19 protein-coding genes are annotated in these 17,472 nt (G+C 65.1%); 6 read left to right on the forward strand and 13 right to left on the reverse strand.

The window, feature by feature from the left end:
• Positions 1 to 177 precede the first annotated feature (177 nt).
• The 4 genes from C6A86_RS19645 to C6A86_RS19660 are packed head-to-tail and all read left to right on the forward strand — an operon-like array spanning position 178 to position 2,517.
• The gene (locus C6A86_RS19645) at positions 178 to 888 is read left to right on the forward strand and encodes a hypothetical protein (protein ID WP_105361763.1); all 711 of its coding nucleotides are present in this window, start codon (positions 178 to 180) and stop codon (positions 886 to 888) included.
• Entirely contained in the window at positions 885 to 1,634 is a 750-nt protein-coding gene (locus C6A86_RS19650) for a hypothetical protein (RefSeq protein ID WP_105361764.1), read from the forward strand. Before C6A86_RS19645 ends, C6A86_RS19650 begins: the two co-directional genes overlap by 4 nt.
• Positions 1,631 to 2,236 carry a cytochrome c oxidase subunit 3 family protein gene (locus C6A86_RS19655; protein ID WP_396833901.1) on the forward strand — a complete coding sequence of 202 codons (606 nt, stop codon included), beginning with the start codon at positions 1,631 to 1,633 and terminating at the stop codon, positions 2,234 to 2,236. Before C6A86_RS19650 ends, C6A86_RS19655 begins: the two co-directional genes overlap by 4 nt.
• A 2-nt stretch (positions 2,237 to 2,238) precedes the next feature.
• Positions 2,239 to 2,517 (forward strand): cytochrome C oxidase subunit IV family protein, encoded by a 279-nt coding sequence (locus C6A86_RS19660; RefSeq protein ID WP_105361392.1) that lies wholly within the window; start codon positions 2,239 to 2,241, stop codon positions 2,515 to 2,517.
• Positions 2,518 to 2,519: 2 nt separating this feature from the next.
• On the opposite strand, the gene C6A86_RS19665 is transcribed toward C6A86_RS19660, so the two are convergent.
• Positions 2,520 to 3,188: a TetR/AcrR family transcriptional regulator gene (locus tag C6A86_RS19665; protein WP_105361391.1), complete on the reverse strand. Its 669-nt coding sequence runs from the start codon at positions 3,186 to 3,188 to the stop codon at positions 2,520 to 2,522.
• Positions 3,189 to 3,401: 213 nt separating this feature from the next.
• Between C6A86_RS19665 and C6A86_RS19670 the strand changes: the two genes are divergently transcribed.
• The gene (locus C6A86_RS19670; protein WP_311100836.1) at positions 3,402 to 4,679 is read left to right on the forward strand and encodes a cytochrome P450; all 1,278 of its coding nucleotides are present in this window, start codon (positions 3,402 to 3,404) and stop codon (positions 4,677 to 4,679) included.
• A 68-nt stretch (positions 4,680 to 4,747) separates the two neighbouring features.
• On the opposite strand, the gene C6A86_RS19675 is transcribed toward C6A86_RS19670, so the two are convergent.
• Entirely contained in the window at positions 4,748 to 5,266 is a 519-nt protein-coding gene (locus C6A86_RS19675; protein WP_105364408.1) for a hypothetical protein, read from the reverse strand.
• Between the two features lie 238 nt (positions 5,267 to 5,504).
• On the opposite strand from C6A86_RS19675, the gene C6A86_RS19680 reads away from it, so the two are divergent.
• A complete protein-coding gene (locus C6A86_RS19680; protein WP_199196276.1) occupies positions 5,505 to 5,858 on the forward strand; it encodes a hypothetical protein in 354 nt (117 codons plus the stop codon).
• A gap of 6 nt (positions 5,859 to 5,864) precedes the next feature.
• Here C6A86_RS19680 and C6A86_RS19685 read toward each other — a convergent pair whose 3' ends face one another.
• Genes C6A86_RS19685 through C6A86_RS19735 form a run of 11 tightly spaced genes read right to left on the reverse strand, consistent with a single transcriptional unit; the run spans position 5,865 to position 17,442 of the window.
• Complete coding sequence (locus C6A86_RS19685) at positions 5,865 to 6,296, reverse strand: hypothetical protein (protein ID WP_105364406.1); 432 nt, start codon at positions 6,294 to 6,296, stop codon at positions 5,865 to 5,867.
• Between the two features lie 2 nt (positions 6,297 to 6,298).
• Positions 6,299 to 6,760 (reverse strand): hypothetical protein, encoded by a 462-nt coding sequence (locus C6A86_RS19690; RefSeq protein ID WP_105364412.1) that lies wholly within the window; start codon positions 6,758 to 6,760, stop codon positions 6,299 to 6,301.
• A 26-nt stretch (positions 6,761 to 6,786) separates the two neighbouring features.
• The gene (locus tag C6A86_RS19695) at positions 6,787 to 8,538 is read right to left on the reverse strand and encodes an MCE family protein (protein ID WP_105364405.1); all 1,752 of its coding nucleotides are present in this window, start codon (positions 8,536 to 8,538) and stop codon (positions 6,787 to 6,789) included.
• Complete coding sequence (locus tag C6A86_RS19700; RefSeq protein WP_105364404.1) at positions 8,538 to 9,857, reverse strand: MCE family protein; 1,320 nt, start codon at positions 9,855 to 9,857, stop codon at positions 8,538 to 8,540. Before C6A86_RS19700 ends, C6A86_RS19695 begins: the two co-directional genes overlap by 1 nt.
• Positions 9,854 to 11,308, reverse strand: a complete 1,455-nt coding sequence (locus C6A86_RS19705) for an MCE family protein (protein WP_105364403.1) — start codon at positions 11,306 to 11,308, stop codon at positions 9,854 to 9,856. Before C6A86_RS19705 ends, C6A86_RS19700 begins: the two co-directional genes overlap by 4 nt.
• The gene (locus C6A86_RS19710) at positions 11,308 to 12,390 is read right to left on the reverse strand and encodes an MCE family protein (RefSeq protein WP_105364411.1); all 1,083 of its coding nucleotides are present in this window, start codon (positions 12,388 to 12,390) and stop codon (positions 11,308 to 11,310) included. Before C6A86_RS19710 ends, C6A86_RS19705 begins: the two co-directional genes overlap by 1 nt.
• The gene (locus tag C6A86_RS19715) at positions 12,390 to 13,415 is read right to left on the reverse strand and encodes an MCE family protein (RefSeq protein WP_105364402.1); all 1,026 of its coding nucleotides are present in this window, start codon (positions 13,413 to 13,415) and stop codon (positions 12,390 to 12,392) included. Before C6A86_RS19715 ends, C6A86_RS19710 begins: the two co-directional genes overlap by 1 nt.
• Positions 13,412 to 14,599: an MCE family protein gene (locus tag C6A86_RS19720; protein ID WP_105364401.1), complete on the reverse strand. Its 1,188-nt coding sequence runs from the start codon at positions 14,597 to 14,599 to the stop codon at positions 13,412 to 13,414. Before C6A86_RS19720 ends, C6A86_RS19715 begins: the two co-directional genes overlap by 4 nt.
• Positions 14,600 to 14,611: 12 nt before the next feature.
• Positions 14,612 to 15,469, reverse strand: coding sequence for an ABC transporter permease (locus C6A86_RS19725; protein WP_105364400.1), 858 nt, complete (start codon positions 15,467 to 15,469; stop codon positions 14,612 to 14,614).
• Between the two features lie 4 nt (positions 15,470 to 15,473).
• Complete coding sequence (locus C6A86_RS19730; RefSeq protein WP_105364399.1) at positions 15,474 to 16,283, reverse strand: ABC transporter permease; 810 nt, start codon at positions 16,281 to 16,283, stop codon at positions 15,474 to 15,476.
• The gene (locus tag C6A86_RS19735) at positions 16,273 to 17,442 is read right to left on the reverse strand and encodes a thiolase C-terminal domain-containing protein (protein WP_105364398.1); all 1,170 of its coding nucleotides are present in this window, start codon (positions 17,440 to 17,442) and stop codon (positions 16,273 to 16,275) included. The genes C6A86_RS19730 and C6A86_RS19735 overlap by 11 nt, the downstream gene beginning before the upstream one ends.
• Between the last annotated feature and the right edge of the window lie 30 nt (positions 17,443 to 17,472).

Here is a 17,472-nt window from a genome sequence, read left to right on the forward strand (position 1 = left end):
GTCGGTCTGCTGGATGAGTTCTATCCGGAGCTCTGCAACGTTGGCCAGCGCGAGGGACACGGTCACCTCGCACGGCGCACCGCGGTAGGTCACCACCCTTGAGCCAGAGTAGCCGATCGGCTACCCTGGCCCCGTGGATAGCCGAACGGCTAGCGACCAGGCGATGGGCAGGTGCCGATGAATACCCGGGGTCAACGCATTCTGCTGTGGACGGCGCCGCCGGCCATGGCCCTTTTCGCCCTTGCCTTCCTACTGTTCCCGATCTTCTCACCGCCGCTGTCGCCGACGATGACGCCCGAGGACGTCGCGGCGTTCTTTCGCGACCACAACACCGGCATCCTCGGCGTGGTCATCCTGTGCAATCTGATCGCCGGCTCCCTGGTGCCGCTCTTCGCGGTGATCGCCGTGCAGATCTCCCGCACCGCGACCTCCAGCAGTGTCTTCAGCTACGCCTACATCATCTGCGTCGGGGTCGGCACAACGGCTTTCATCCTGGCCGACTACTGCTGGGGGGTCGCCGCCTTCAGGCCCGACCGGGACCCACAGTTGATCAGCCTGCTCAACGACATGGCGTGGTTCTTCTTCATCGCGCCGGTCGGCACCATCGTCGTGCAGAACCTCTGCTTCGCGGCGAGCATCTATCTCGACGAGAAACCGCAGCCGGTCTTTCCGCGCTGGGTGGCACATTTCAACATCGCGACCGCCATACTCCTGATTCCCGGCGCGTTCTCGGTCCTGTTCACCTCGGGCCCCCTGGCCTGGGACGGGTCCGTGTCCTTCACGCTGCGTATGGCGGTGCTGGCGGCATATCTGGTGGTGATGTTCCCGGTGCTGCTGCGGATCGTGAATCGCCAAGGGAGCGAACAGGAGCAGGAGGTGTTGGTGTGAGCGATATCGCGACAGCATCTCCCGCCATCGAGTCCCCACCACCGAAACGCCGGAACCGCAAACTCGATCAATGGATCGCCTTCTGCACCGTGCCGTTCTTCTTCAATCTGTTCGGCATCGTGTTCGTCCCGCTGAGCTGGATGATGCCTCCGCGATCTCCGAGCAGTTCGTCGTCGCAGATCGTCGAGTTCATGCAGTCGCCCAATCTGCTGATCGCGTGCGCCATCCTGACGCTGTCCTTCGGTCTGGCCCCGCTGTCCAACGCGGTGTACCTGATCCAGATCAAGCGCATGTCGGTGAGCCCAGTGTTCCGGTACTCGTTGATGGTCGGCTCCATGTCCGGGGCCATCGTCGGCATGCTGTTCCCGATGTTCTGCTTCGGCCTCGGGTCGTTCCGCGCCGGCTACGACCCCGCGGTGCTGGCCATGCTCTACGACTTCGGCTACCTCGCCTACATCGGGTCGCTGGGGTGTTTCTGCGTGATGTGGATGGCCTTCGGGCTGGCCATCATCCTGGACCGCAACCGGGTGTTGCCCAAATGGCTCGGCTACTACACCGTCTGGCAGTACGTCACCGAACTCATGGCCGCTCCGGTCTGGATCTCCACATCGGGACCGTTCGCCTGGAACGGTGTGATGACGTTCTGGTTCGCCATGGTGATCTACGTGCCCTGGCAGATCATCGTCTATGTCTGCATCTACCGGTCTATCAGGAATCAACCCGACCACGAACTCGAGAACGCATGACCGGCGTCACGCACAGCCGGCGCGTCGGCAGCGCGGAACGCAATTCCGGCTTGTACAAACACATCCCGGGCGATTCGAGCATGTGGTTCTTCGTCATCGGCGACCTGCTCATCTTCGGCGCATACTTCGTGGCCTACATGTACTACCGCGGCCAGCAGCCGGCACTGTTCCTCGAGAGCCAGGCACGGCTGAACCTGGACATCGGCGCCGCCAACACCCTCGTGCTGCTCACCAGCTCGCTGTTCGTCGCGCTGGGCACATCGGCCGTGCGGGCGGGCAAGGCCTCGGATGGTCTGCGGCTCTTCGGAATTGCGCTGGCCCTGGGTGTCACGTTCCCCGTCCTGAAACTCTTCGAGTACGTTCCCGAGATCGTCGCGGGCATCACTCCCGGCACGAATCTGTTCTTCATGTACTACTTCGTCATGACGGGACTGCACCTGTGCCATGTCGTGCTCGGCCTGGTCATCCTCTCTTTCGTCATCCGCAACCTGAGAGGGCCTGCAGCACCGAATATCTCGTTCGTCGAGACCGCCGCCACCTACTGGCACATGGTGGATGTGCTGTGGCTCGTCCTGTTTGCTCTGCTCTACGTGATGAGGTGATCATGACGTCGTATCTGCGGAATCCGCTGACCATCGCGTGGGCACTGCTCACCGCAGTCACCCTGGTGTCCTGGCTGACGGCACGCGACACCGGCTCCGCACACGTCCTCAACGCGACGGTGACGGTGGCGGTTCTACTCATCGCCGCGGTGAAATCGCAGCTGGTGATCTGGTATTTCATGGAGGTCCGGCACGCACCGCGGTGGCTGAAAGCGGCCACCACCGGCTGGGTGATCTCCCTCTTCGCGCTGCTGCTGGGGCTGTACTTCGTCGGGGCGTGACGCTAGTGAACGGGACCCGGCGGCAACTTCCCGGCCGCCGCCTCGAAACCACTGCCCGCAAGGTCACCGAAAATCTGCTCCAACGGCAGCGCCTCCCCCTCGAGTTCGCGCAGCCAGCGCTCCACGAACTCCAGTGTCTCGGCATGCCCGGCCGACATCCCCAACGCCTGTTCCATCACCAGCGCCCACGACAGGCTGGTGCCGATGACGGCCCAGACCACCGGTGGGACGTCGCCGGGGTCCACCCCGTAGCGCTCCAGTGCCGCGGACATGGCCACCCGCTGATCCTCCCGGAAGCGCTCCGCGTAGTAGCTGATCTCCGCGCGCAGTTCCTTGCGGTGATTGGCCAGCCCCATGAACTCCATGGTCAGCCGGGTGGACTCCTGATCGGTGCTGAACAGCCAGATGGCCCGCAGCGGCTGCGCCGATTTCAGCGCGGCTTCCAGCACCACCAGTCCCTGCTCGGCACGGCGGCGGAACACCGCCAGGAACAGATCGTCCATGGTCCGGAAGTAGTAGTGCACCAACTGGGGCTTGAGCCCCGCCCGCTCGGCGACCCGCCGCGAGGTGACCGCGGCGTAGCTCTCGTCGATCATCAGCGCCTGCGCGGCGTCGAGTAGGACGCCCCGGTTCTTGGCATCCGGCGCCCCGATCCTGCGCGCTGTGGACATGACACTCCACCCTTTGCTCGACACTTATCCGGTACGTCCGCACGGCCGCCCACCGGATCGTATCGACTCGCCGGTTGTGACCTTGACCACGACTCTATCCACATGCTAAGCAGGTGCACAGCACTTTCAACGGCATTGCTTCCGCCGGATTCTCGGTCCGCCGGCACGACAGCGCTGACACCATCCCACCCACAGCCCGGGAGATCGACCTACATGAGCGAATACGCGACGCTGGATTTCCTCACCGACCAGTCGCTGGTTCCCAATCCCTACCCCTACTTCGACTACCTGCGTGAGCAGAATCCGGTGCTGCAGGTGCCGCCGTGGGGTTGCTACGCGGTCACCGGGTACGAGGAAGCGGTCGCGGTCTACAAGAACACCGATGCGTTCTCCAATGCGGTCGCCCTCGGCGGTCCGTTCCCGCCGCTGCCCTTCACCCCCGAGGGTGACGACATCTCCGAGCAGCTCGAGGCACACCGGCACCTGCTGCCCATGTTCGAGCACATGGTCACCATGGATCCGCCCGACCACACCAAGGCACGTTCCCTGCTGAACCGGCTGCTGACCCCGCGCCGTCTCAAGGAGAACGAGGATTTCATGTGGAAGCTGGCCGACGTCCAGCTCGACGAGTTCCTCGACCACGGCCGGTGTGAGTTCCTCGCCGAATACGCAAAGCCGTTCTCGCTGCTGGTGATTGCCGACCTGCTCGGCGTGCCCGAGGAGGACCACAAGCAGTTCCGTACGGTGCTGGGCGCCGATCGCCCCGGCGCCCGGGTGGGCTCCCTGGAGCAGGAGACCGTCGCGGAGAACCCGTTGCAGTTCCTCGACGACAAGTTCATCGCCTACCTCGAGGACCGCCGGGCCACCCCGCGCGAGGACGTCCTGACCTCACTGGCGACCGCGCTCTATCCCGATGGCTCGGTACCTCCTGTCATCGAGCCGGTGCGCTCGGCGACGTTCCTCTTCGCCGCCGGCCAGGAGACCACCACCAAGCTGCTCAGCGCCGCGATGCGGGTGCTGGCCGAGAATCCCGCGGTGCAGCAGCAGCTGCGCGATGACCGCAGTCTGATCCCGACGTTCATCGAGGAGTCGCTGCGCCTGGAGAGCCCGGTCAAGTGCGATTTCCGGTTGGCCCGCAAGACAACCGAGGTCGGCGGTGTGGTGATCAAGGCGGGTGCCCCGGTGATGGTGCTCCCCGGTGCGGTCAACCGCGACCCGAAACGCTTCGAGAATCCGCACGAGTTGCGGCTGGACCGCAAGAATGTGCGCGAGCACATGGCCTTCGGTCGCGGTGTGCACTCCTGCCCGGGTGGTCCGCTGGCCCGCGTGGAGGGCCGCGTCTCGATCGAGCGGCTGCTGGACCGGATGGGCGATATCACCGTCGATCCCGAGAAGCACGGCCCCGTAGGGGATCAGAACTTCAACTATGAGCCGACATTCGTGCTGCGCGGGCTCACCGAGCTCAACATCAACTACACGCCGCTGCGTTAGACCCCCTCAACACTTCGGCGCGTTCCCGTATGTGCGGGAACGCGCCGAAGTCACATCTGCAGGGCCCGCTAGCCGGCGGGCTTCATGTAGAACGGCATCTCGATGGTGGGCCACTGGTTACGGCCACAGGACCCGCTGGGCCCGACGGTCTTGTCGAACCCGGTGTACTCCTTGGCATCCGCGTCGACGTGGCCGTTGGCGCCGACAGGGTAGAACTTGTAGGTCTGCAGGCCCTCGACGGGTACACCGTCGGCGCAGAACCGCCAGTTGGCCACCTTGCGCTTGACGTACCAGAGTCCGTTGGTGGTGTAGATCGGGGCGCTCCAGCCGGCGTCGCTGTTCACCGTGCCGGTGCAGTCCGTCGGGGAGACGCACTGCGTCGAGATGGTCCAGGTGCTGCGCGTGGATGGCTGATCTTCGTAGCGCTGGTTCAACTGCGCCCAGTCACCGTTGGACGACGTGAGAAACGTGCCGTTGATCCCCCACTGCGGTTCGGGACCCAGCGGGTCGGCGTTGACGGGCGATGCTCCCCCGAGCGCGATGAACGTGGCCGCGGCAATGACCGCGCTCACCTTACTGGCCGACATGGATCCGCTCCTCTGAACCGATAGTGACATTCTCTGTTTTGGAGAATATCAGCGACAGGCCCGCTGACCGGGGGCAACGACCAGATCCGGATGCAGAGATCGGGAGCGGCACATCGCACCGAGATCCCTTGTTGGAGCAATCTTCTCCAGATACAAGAATTTCGTTTCCAAGTGTGCGAGAGTAGAAGCCGTGCGCGTGAGAGTACTGGCGACCAGTGCCTTGATTGTTGCAGGAGCGATGGGTGCTCCGCAGGTGAATGCCCCGCGGGCATCGGCAGAGCCGCAAACCTGCAACGACGCCTTCTGCGTTCCCGGGATCAACCCCCACGCCATCCTCGGCAACACCTGTACCAACACGACGTACTACGTCTTCGGTGTCGACGCCCGAAACGGTTGGGGCCGACTGGTGTTCTGCGGGTCGCCGCGCCGTTATGAGCCGCGTTGGTTCCGCTCCCCGCCGATGGTCGGCATCCGTGACGAGAACAGCCTCTGCATCAACGAGAACAACGCCGTGGCGCAGGCACCGGACGGGCTGTTCCTCAGCTGCGTGACGATGAACGGCGACACGCGCTGGCGGCGCGGGGATTCCTGACACCTGCTACCAGCTCCGCAGTGAACACAGCGCGCCCTTGGGGCCGCGGCCTGTCTTGAGCACCACACCGTCGACCGCCAGCGTGCAGTAGATCGTCGGCGGCGTCACATTCGGGGACTCCCCGCTCTGTGCCGTGACCATCGCCCACATATCCGGATCGGCCAGCATCGCATCGAACACCCATGGGCGTTCGGGTGCGACCTCGACCTGCACGCGGGGGCTGAACACGTACGGATTGTGGCTGTAGTCCGACCAGGTCGGCGGATCGGCCTCGCGGTAGTAGATGTCCACGAAGAACGGCGAATCGGCGGTCACGATGTACTGCACGTGACGCAACGGTGGCGGCGGCGCGGGCGGTTCGGCGGCCACCGGCGCAGCGGTGACCACTGCACCGCACAACATCGTCAGCGCACCCCAGAGCGGCATTTCACGACGCATCGTCACATCCTCGTCAGGTTGAACCGATAGGTCAGCGACCCGCCGGGGGCGCCATCGCAGCCGGCGGCAAAGCTGGAGACCATCTCGCCGGCCAAAGTCGTTGCATCCCATGAGTACACATCGTGGGTGGGGATGGTCGGGCCGTAGTAGATGTTCCCGCAGCGCAGACCGAACGGGTCGTCGATGGTCATCGTGTACCGGCCGTCGACCATGGTGGCGTTCGCGTGTGTGTACTGCGCCTTGGCCACCGGTTGCGGGATGGTGAGCACGTTGATGCAGTCGGGGATGAGGACACGGTCCTCGTCCTCACACGGTGTCAGCGCCGACCAGATCCAGGTGTGGAAGTCCCGCCTGTCCGGGATGTTGACGGCGTAGTTGCCCAGGTACATCGTTGCCGTGGCGGGCGGCGCGACACCGACGGCGACCGCCACGCCCACCGCGCCGAGTACCGCGCCGGCCTTCATCGATGTCATCGGACGCCTCCAGCCCCTCATGTCGGCATCAGGTCCTGCCACGATGTCGCGGTGTTCACCAGATCGGTCTGCTTGTACAGGTGGCCGTCGGCTCCCATGTACTCCCCGGTGCGCGGGTTGTACTTGGCCACGGCCAGCGACGGCCCCTGCGCGCCTGCGCCTTCGAAGGCGCTGGGCGCGGCGGCCGGTGCCGGGACATCAGGTGGCGGAAGCGGTACGCCGCCCTCGGGCACGCCGACGTAGGTGTCCGGGAACACCGGCACCTCGGTGGCCTGCGGCAGTTCTCCGGGTGGCAACGGCACGATCTCGTAATCCGGTTGCGGCGGCGGCGGCTGACCGACCACCGGCGGTTCGGTGTAGAGCGGCCGGCCCGGCAGCATGGGCCCGGGCGGCATGCCCGGGAAGCTGGCAGGCGGCTGCGGCGGCGACAGCGGGTTCGGCGGCGGAACGACGGTGCCCGGTGGCAGCGGCGTGCCTTGTAGCGGACCGTAGATGTTCTCGTCAGGCAGCACCCGGGTGTCCACCGGGACACCCTGCGAGATCAGGTTGGGGTCGATCGGGTAGGGCCCCAGCGCATGCTGGCGCTGGGCCAGTGGCACGAAACCGCGTGGGTCGTTGCACAATTCGACCGTGGGTGCTCGCTTGCCGGGATGCCCCTGGCAGGGATAGTTACGCGCGCCGCGCACGGCGATCGGCGAGTCCTGGGGCAGCTTGCAGTAGATGTTGTCGGGGGTGTCGATGGTCGTGGTGTCGGCCGGCGACCGCCAGGCCGAGGGCGGCAGGAACCCTACGGTGCACGACGGCGGGTCCCCGAGCCCGAGCGAGAACTCACCGTTGGGCAGGCCGGTGGGGTTGTTGGTCGGCGCGTACGTCTGGATCTGGGAGACATACGGCGGCAACAACACCAGCAGCTGCTCCAGCGACGAGTTGTAGGTGACACCGATCTGCCCGATGGTGGTCAGGTTGGCCAGCAGCACCGGCAGCGTCGGCTTGAGATCGTTGAGCAGCATCGAGGTCTCACTGGCGAATCCCGGCCCGTTCTGCAGGATCGAGCGGACGTGGATATCGTTGTCGGCCAGCTGATCCGTGATTCCCGCCAGGCTGGCCGCCCAGGTCCTGGTCTGCTCGGTGGTCTGCGCCTGTGCCTCCAGGAACGGCCCGGAATCGTCGATCAGGGCGCGGAACTGGTCGGAGATTTCGTTGGCGTCGTTCGTGATGGTCTCGGCCGAGTCCAGCAGGGAGCCGAACGCATACCCGGTGCCGTTGAACGCCTCATATGTCGAGTCGAGCAGCTGGCTCAGCTTGTCCTGCGGAATCGTGTCCATCAACGCGCTGACCTGATCGAGCATCGGTCCGACCTTCTGCGGGATGGAGGTGTTCTCCTGGGTGATCACCGAACCGTTCTTCAGAAACGGGCCGGAATCGGTGCGGGGCAACAGCTCGACGAACTGCTCACCGACGGCCGACATGCTGCGCACTTCCGCCTTCAGGTCGGCAGGGATCTCCGGCGAGGTCTCCAGCGACAGGGTGGCTTCCGCTCCTCTTTCGGTCAGTTCGACGGAGGTGACCTTGCCGATCTCCGACCCGCGGTAGGTCACGTTGCTGAACCGGTAGAGGCCTCCGGTGGCCGGCAGCTCCACCTTGACGGTGATGCGTCCCAGACCCAACAGGGTGGGGACCTGCATATAGCTGAAGACCATCACCGAGACGCCGATCACCGACGCGATCGTGAACAGAATCAGCTGGATGCGAACGAACCGGGTCAGCATCAGTTGCCTCCAGCAGACGGCGCCACGGGCGGATTACCTTGCGGCCCATAGGGTCCAGCGAAAATGGGCGCAGCACCACCGGCCATCGGCGTGGCGACCTGCAACGGCCCACCCACCGTGCTCTGCGGCGGGGTGAACGGCAGCACCGGACCCGACGGCAGCGGTGGCGGCGGCGGCGCGGCCGGCGGCTCCCCCGGGTTGATGATCTCCGGCGGCGGCGGTTCGATACCGGTCTTGAGCGGATCGTAGGTGTAGTTCAGGTAAGGCGGATCACCCGGGGCGGGGACCAGCTCCAGACCGGACTCGCCCCAGCGCGTGCCCAGGAACAGGCTGCGCTTCAGTCGGGGAACCGTGAGGTCGATCGTGGCGAACAGGTTGTAATAGTCACCGCGGATCGCCCGATCGATGAAGCTCTGGGTGAACGGGAAATGCACCGCGTACTCCAGGACATCGGGCAGTTGCTTGCCCACATCGGCCAGCGCCTTGATGGCGGGTTCCAGGTTCTTCAGGTTCCGCACCAGATCGGCCTGCGACTCGTTGGCGAGCCGGCTCGCCGTGGTCCCGAAAGTGCCGAGCTTCTGCAGGGCCGTCACGAGTGTGGGACGTTCCTTGATCAGCACATCCATCGCGGGCGGAATCTTGTCCAGGGCCCGGGTGATGACATCCCGTTGCCCGGCGAACGTCGAGGACAACCGGTTCAGGGATTCGATCGATGCCACGATGTTGCCGCGCTGTGCATCCAGCACACCGACGAAGGTGTCCAACCGCGTGATGAGATCCCGGATCTCGGTCTCGCGCCCACTGACGGCGGTGCTGAAGTTGTGGATCACATCGCCGATCTGGCCCAGCCCACCACCGTTGACGACGGCCGCCAACGACGCCAGCGTCTGCTCGGTGGACGGGTACGTCGACGAGTTGTTCAGTGCGACGGTGGCTCCCGGAGGCAGCTTGCCCTCCGGGGCTTCGCCGATCGGTGGATTCAGGGCCACATGCATGGACCCGAGCAGGCTGGTCTGACCCACACTGGCCACGGCGTTGGCGGGCACCGTGACATCGGGCTTCACCGAGACCTCGACGACCGCGTGCCAGTCCCGCACGGTGAGGCTGCGCACGCTCCCCACCACGACATCGTCGATCATCACCGGCGAATTCGGCTCCAGCGTAGCCACATTCGCGATCTCCACCTGGTAGACGAGGGCATCCGCACCCCTACCGACCGCGCCCGGCAAGGGCAGCGAGTTCACGCCCTGAAACGCGCAGCCCGAGCTGGTGATCGCCACACAAGCACCGAGCGCCACGATTGATCGTCTGCCTATCATGCCGGTGGCATTCCTTCCGCTGGCAGCAACGGTGCATCCGGCGCCGGTGGCGGCGGTGCATCGGGTGCGGGGCCGGGTAGCGCCCCTGCCGGATTGAGCATGTCGCGCAACGAGGACGGCACATTGGGCGGCAGCACCGAGACCGGCGGTGCGCCCGGCAGCATCTGCTGTGCACCCGGCGGCGGGGTACCCGGCGGCCGGCCGGTGAACGGCGCCGGCGGTGGTGGCCCGGGGTTGTACGCCGACAGGGTCGGCGGCAGATCCGGCGCTTCCGGCGACCCACCCGCCCCACCGGGCATCAGCCCGGGTTCGGAGTAGAGGATGTCCTCCGGTGCGGCCGAGGGCATCAGGTAGGGCGAGATCGGGAACGGGAGGTGATTGAAGTTCAGCAACCGCAGTGCCGGACCCAGATACTGCGAGCACAGTTTCGCGGTCTCCGGCCCGGTCACATTCTCGACCGCTCCGATCGCAGAGCAGATGAACGACACCGGGTCGGAGAAGTTGTTCAGCACGAACTGGCCGACGGCGCTGCCGGTGGACGGGTTGTAGATGTTGTAGCCGTTGAGGAAAGCGTTCGGCGCGATGTGCAGGACGTTCTCCAGGTTGATCTTGTTGTCGACCAGGTTCTGGGTGACATTGGACAACCGCTGGACCTGTTCTGAGGTCTGATTGCGGCTGCCTGCCACGAAACGCTGTACCTCGGTGATCGCCACCGACAGTTCCTTGACCATCGCATCGATATCGTCCCCGCTGCCGTTGACGACGCTGGTCAGCGTGGCCAGCCGGTCCTGGAACTGCACCACCTGCTGATCACTGTTCTTCAACGCGGTGACGAACTTCTGCAAGTTCACGATGATGTCGACGATGTCGCCACTACCCTCGGCGAGCACGCGGGCCACCCCGGACAGTTCGTTGATGGTGTCGCGCAGCTTGGGGCCGTTGCCCTCCAAGGCATTTGCCGCACTATCGATGAACCTCGACACCGATGTGCCGTCGACGCCGCTCTGCGGACCGAGGTCCGTCGCGAGCCGGGTGAGCTGCGTCTTCACCTCGTCCCATTCGACGGGTACCGCGGTGCGCTCCAACGGGATCACCGCATCGTCGGGCAGTGTCGGACCACTCGACCGATAGGCCGGGGCCAGCTGTACATAACGGGCCGCCACCAGGTTGGGCGCCACGAGCACCGCTTTCGCATCGGCGGGGACCTCGACACCGCGGTCGACCTTCAGCGTCAGCCGGGTCTGGGTGCCCTCGGGCTCGATCGACTCGATGGTGCCGACGACGACGCCGGACACCCGCACCTCATCGCCCGGGTACACACCGGTCGCGGTGGTGAACAGCGCCGAGATCGTGCGCGGCCCGAAGTACATCTCGCGGGCCAGATACGCGGCGCCGGCCACCAGGACTGCCACCACGGCGACCGCAATCACTGCCGAACGTCTACGGTTCATCAGCGCGAACCTCCCGGAATCCCGTTGTAGGGCAGCGGTAGCTCGGCCCGCGGACCGACATTGTCCGGCGGCTGCCCGGCGTTGACGCCGCGCCGGAAGCCGAATGCGTAGTCGATGAAGGGCTGCAGGATCTGAGCCGGTTGCAAGTTGGGCACGTAGGCGTTGTAGAACGGACCGTTCGCCAGCGTCTCGGCCTGGGACAGCATGAATTTCTTGACGTTCGGCAGTGCGTTGGAGATGTTGTCGCGGTTCTTCTCCAGCACCTCGGTCACCGCGTTCAACCGCTCCAGGGTGGGCGCCAACTGTGCCTCGTTGTCGGCGACCAGCCCGGTCAGCTGCTGTGACACCGCCGTCGTGCTGGCCAGCAGGTCGACGATGGCGCCGCGGCGGTCATCGAGGACGCCGAGCAGGTCATTGGCGTTGAGAATCAGGGTGTTCAGCTGCGTGCTGCGCTCACCGAGCACCACGGACACCTCGCTCGCACTCTTGAGCAGGGTGGCCAGATCCTCGTTGCGCCCGTTGATCGACTTTGACAGTCTGCTCAGCCCGTCGAAGGTGGGGCCCAGCTGCGGGGCGAGCTGGTCGATGGTCGCCGACAACGTGTCCAGCGACTGATTGAGCTGGCCCGTGTCGGTGCCGGCCGTGTTGGTGGTCAGATCGCTGACCGCATCGGTGAGCGAATACGGCGAGGAGGTCCGCGATGTCGGGATGACGTCGTTCTGGCTGAGCGTTCCGCTACCCGCCGACTCCAGGGTCAGCACCCGCTCGCCCAGCAGTGACCCGGTCCGGATGTGCGCTGTGGTCTGAGAACCCACCGGGTACTTGCCCGCGGTCGTGAACTTCACCAGTGCATCACCGTTCTCCAGCGACACATCGGTGACCGACCCGATTTTGATGCCCGACATCGTCACGTCGTTACCGATGGCGATGCCGCCGGCCTCGGTGAACAGCGCCTGATAGCGCACCGAGGTGGCCCACTGGATGAGCTTCTCCGGCTGCAGCCCGACCGAGATGACGAGCACGATCAAGACCACGCCCATGATGCCGGCCTTGACGAGATTGGCTCCGCGATACTTCAGCATCAGGGCTCCCCGCACCTTCCGGATTCTTGTTTGAGCATGGGGAAGACCGCCGTACGGCCTTGCAGATCGGTGACACGAATCGAGAGCCCGCAGATGTAGTACATGATCCAGCTGCCGTAGGAGCCCAGCCGCGCGAGCTTCTTGTAGTTCTCGGGGGCCTTCTGCAGACCGGCGTCGAACCCGGCCCGGCCGTCGTAGAGCAGCGGGGCCATCCGATTGAGTTGGTCCACAGTGCCTTTCAACGGCGCACGGGCCTCGGTCAGCAGGCTGGCGATCGACGACGTCCCGTTGTCCAAGGCGGTGATCGCCTCACCGATGGGGTCGCGGTCCTGCGACAGCCCGGTGATCAGCTGCTCCAACCGGTCGATGGTCGCCGAGAACTTGTCACCGTCCTTGGCCAAGGTGTCGACCACGCTGTTCAGATTGGTGATCAGTTCCTGGATGACCTCGTTGTTGTCGGCCAGTGTGTTCGAGAATGACGAGGTCCTGGTCATCAGCGAGCTCAGGGAGTCACCCTGGCCCTGCAGGATCTGGATCAACGAGGTGGTGAGCGCGTTGACATCCTGGGGGTTCAGGCCCTGGATCACCGGCCGCAGGCCGCCCAGCAGCAGATCCAGATCCAGGGCAGCGGCGGTGCGGTCCTTGGGAATCTGTGACCCCGCCGGCAGCGGCTGGGTGGATCCGGGTCCGTCGATCAGCTCAAGATAGCGATCACCCACCAGGTTCAGATAGCGCACCGCCGCCTTGGTACCGGTGGTCAGCCCGATCGTCCGGTCGGAGTCGAACCTCACCAGCACGGAACGGTCCGGTTGCAGCGCCACCTCGTTGACGGTGCCCACCCGCACGCCGGCGACGCGCACCGAATCACCGGCTTCCAGCCGGGACGCATCGTTGAACACCGCCGAGTAACCGTTGGTGGAACCGCTGCGGTACTGACCGAATGCCATGAACAGGAACGCGGTCAGGAGCACCATCACGGCGGCGAACACCGCGAACTTGATGAGAGTGCTGGTCGCGCGCGTCATCCCGGCTGTCCTACCTGTGTGGTGTTGCGCGGCGGACCGTCCAGCGGGCCGAACAACATCTGCTTGAGTCCGTCGGAGTTGAGCAGGATGCCCTGGTTTCCGTACTGCCAGGGATTGGCATCGGTGTCGGTGACGAGATACTTCGCGCGGTTTCCGAATCCGATGTAGGGCAACCCCATGCAGTTGGGCCCACCCTTGGCGGCGACCTTGGGCAGGTTCTGCGGGTAGCGGTAGCGCTCGATCCCCAGCGTGAAGGCCACGTTGACCAGCACGCCCGGATCCGGCAGCGGTGGTTGGTTCTTCACGAACAACATGCCCTCGAGCGCGCAGTTGAGACCGGGGGCGTACTCGTTGAGCAGGTCGGTGGTGGGCGCCAGCAGTCGCAGCACTTCGCTCAGCGCGGGCTGGTTGCCGCCCAGCACCTCGTTGCCGATATCTGCAAGCCCGATCATGCTGACCAGGAACGCGTCGAGGTTCTGCTCCTCGTCGATGATGCTCTGGCTGATCTGTGTCGTATTGTCCAGCGTCCGAAGCAGATCCGGTGCCGCGTCGGCGTAACCGCCGGCGACGACGGCGGTGTTCTCGATGTCCCGGGCCATATTGGGCAGGCTGGGCTCGAGCTTGGCCAGCAGCGCCTCGAAATCGCTGAGCGTCTGCCCCATCTTCTCGCCACGCCCGCCGAAGGCCGCCGACATCGCGCCCAGCGTCTCGTTCAGCTTGGCCGGGTCGATCTTGTCCAGCACCCGGGTCAGCTGCTGGAAGACCGTGTTGATCTCGACGGTGACGTGCTGGCCCTGCAGCACCTGCCCGGCGTACATCCTTGCCGCGGACGGGTCCTCGGGAGGCAGCAACTCCACGAACTTCGCCCCGAACACCGTCGAGGATGCGATATCGGCGGTGACATTGGAGGGAATCAACTTCAGCTGCGCCGGATTGATCTCCAGCTTCAGCTCGGCTCGTCCGTCGGGCAACGCCTCGATGGTGGCAACCTTGCCCACCTCGACGCCGTGCATCTTGACCTTGGCATCGGGGTTCATCACCAGACCGGCACGGTCCGAGATCAGGGTGACGGTCTCGCTTTTGGTGAAGTCGCCCCGGAACAACGCGACCGACAGCCCGATGATCAGCCCGATCACCACCACCGTGACCAGGCCGGCCACGGCACTCTTACTGGTTTGCTTCATCGACCGTTGCCCCTAGCCCGACAGGTTGAAGTTGCCGTTGGAGCCGTAGATGGCCAGCGACACCAACAGGGTCACCGACACCACCACGACCAGTGAGGTCCGCACCGCGTTGCCGACCGCCACCCCGACACCGGACGGTCCGCCGGTGGCGAAGAACCCGAAGTAGGTGTGGATGAACAGCACCGCCAGCGCCATCAGGATCGCCTGCAGGAACGACCACAACAGGTCGATCGGGTTGAGGAACGTGTTGAAGTAGTGCGAGTACAGCCCGCCGGACTGCCCGAACAGCACCGTGGTGGTGAACTCACTGGCCAGGAACGACAGCACCACCGCGATCGAGTACAGCGGGGTGATCGCGATCATCCCTGCCACGATCCGGGTGGACACCAAATATTCGACCGGCCGGATCGCCATGGCCTCCAGCGCGTCGATCTCCTCGTTGATCCGCATCGCACCCAACTGCGCGGTCACACCGGCGCCGAAGGTGGCCGCCAGCCCGATCCCGGCAATCACCGGCGCTGCGATGCGCACGTTGATGAACGCCGACAAGAATCCCGTCAGCGCCTCGATACCGATATTGCCCAGGCTCGAATACCCCTGCACGGCAAGCGTGCCGCCGGTGGCCAAGGTCAAAAAGCCGACGATCACCAGCGTGCCGCCGATCATCGCCAGCGCACCGGCGCCCATCGAGATCTCGGCGATCAGCCGGATCACCTCACGCCGGTAGTGCACCGCGGCCAGCGGGATGCCCCTGACTGCGCGGGCATAGAACAGGGTGTGATCCCCCAGCGAGGCCAGCGACACGACCGGGCGCTTGAAGCTGCGTGCCAACCGCGGATAGGTGGACTTCAGTACGGCGACGTTCCCCATGAGATCAGCTGTCCGTCATCTGGATACCGATGGCGGTGACCACCACGTTGACCACGAAGAGCGCCATGAAGGCGTACACCACCGTCTCGTTGACCGCGTTACCTACCGCTTTTGCACCGCCACCGCTGATCGTCAAACCCCTGTAGCAGGCGATCAATCCGGCGATCAGACCGAACAGTCCGGCCTTGACACAGGAGATGATCACCTCCGGCACCCCGGTCAGCAGCGTGATCCCGGCCGCGAACGCACCCGGGTTGACGTCCTGGACGAAGACCGAGAAGAAGTAGCCGCCCAGGATGCCGATGATCACCACCAGACTGTTGAGCAGCAGGGCCACCAAACCCGAGGCCAGCATCCGCGGCGTCACCAGACGCTGCACCGGGTTGATCCCGAGCACCTCCATGGCGTCGATCTCCTCGCGGATGGTCCGCGATCCGAGATCCGCGCACATCGCCGTCGCACCCGCGCCGGCCACGATCAGCACCGTGACCATCGGGCCCACCTGGGTCACCGCGCCGAATGCCGCACCGGCCCCGGACAAATCCGCCGCGCCCAACTCGCGAAGCAGGATGTTCAGCGTGAACGACACCAGCACCGTGAACGGAATCGCCACCAGCAGCGTCGGTCCCAGTGCCACCTTCGCGACGAACCACGCTTGCTCCAGGAACTCACGCCAGAAGAACGGCCGCTGAAACAGATACTTGACCGCATCCGCGCTCATCGCGAACAGACCACCCACGGCCTGCATCGGCCCCGAGGCGTTGCGCGCTATCGCGATACCCGGAGTCCACCGGTCCGGACCCTTACCTGCCATACCCATCGGGTCCTTCCAAGATCGTGACTGCTGCTACTGCCGTCGGGCCGCCGACGTTGTGCGCCAACGCGACTCGGGCTCCGTCTACTTGGTTGAAGGCCTCGCCGCGCAGCTGCTGAAACAGCTCAACGCACTGTGCCACACCGGTGGCACCCGGTGGATGCCCTTTGGACTTCAAACCTCCACTGGGATTCACCGGCAGCGCTCCCCCGACGCTGGTGACTTCCGCCTCGGCGAGTTTGTACGCGTCGAAGCGGTCAGCAAAGCCAAGATCTTCATAGCTGATCAACTCGATTCCGGTGAAGAAATCGTGGACTTCGGCGACATGAATGTCCTTAGGCGTCATATTTGCCATCCCGAAGGCCTGTTTGGCGGCCCGGACGGTCGCCGGGAAGGTGGTCAGGTCCTCTTTGTGTTGATGCATCACCGAATCCAGCCCCAGGCCGACACCGCGGATCCACACCGGCCGGTCGGTGAAACGTTCCACCACGTCCTCGGCGGCGATCACCAGCGCGGCGGCGCCGTCGCTCTGGGGCGCACAGTCATAGACGTGGAACGGGGTGACCACCACCGGCGCCGCCATGGCCTGCTCCATGGTGATCTCAAACCGTAAGCGGGCCTTGGGGTTCGTGACCCCGTGCCGGTGGTTCTTCACGGCGATCATGGCCAGGTGTTCCCGGGTCGCCGGCGACTCGTGCAGGTAGCGGCGCACGTGCAGCGCGAATCCGGCGGGCGCCACCAGCCCCAGCGGGTAGTCCCAGGCCTTGTCGCGCGCCATCGCCTCCCACTCCCACAGCATGTCTGCCGAGGTGGTGTCGCGCAGCTTGTCCGCCCCCATGACCAGTGCCACGTCGAAGGCGCCCGAGGCGACCCCGAACAGTGCGTTACGCACCGCGTCGTTGCCGGTGGCACACGAATTCTCGACGCGTGTCACCGGGATGTCGGGTAGCCCCAACGTATCGGCGAGGATCCCCGCCGGGAATCCGTCGGCGGTACCCATCGAGCCGTACCAGGCCGCCTGGAGGTCGAACTTGTCCAGGCCCTTGTCGATGCTGTGCACACAGTCGGCGAAGGCCAGTGGCAGCAGATCCTTGAGGCCGAGCGCGAAGTGCTCACCGAAGGTGGTCATTCCCGCGCCGACGATGGCGACGTTTCTCATGGCCTCCCCTCGGTGCCGCGAGGGATAATA

This window comes from Mycobacterium sp. ITM-2016-00316, assembly GCF_002968335.2.
Taxonomy (GTDB): domain Bacteria; phylum Actinomycetota; class Actinomycetes; order Mycobacteriales; family Mycobacteriaceae; genus Mycobacterium.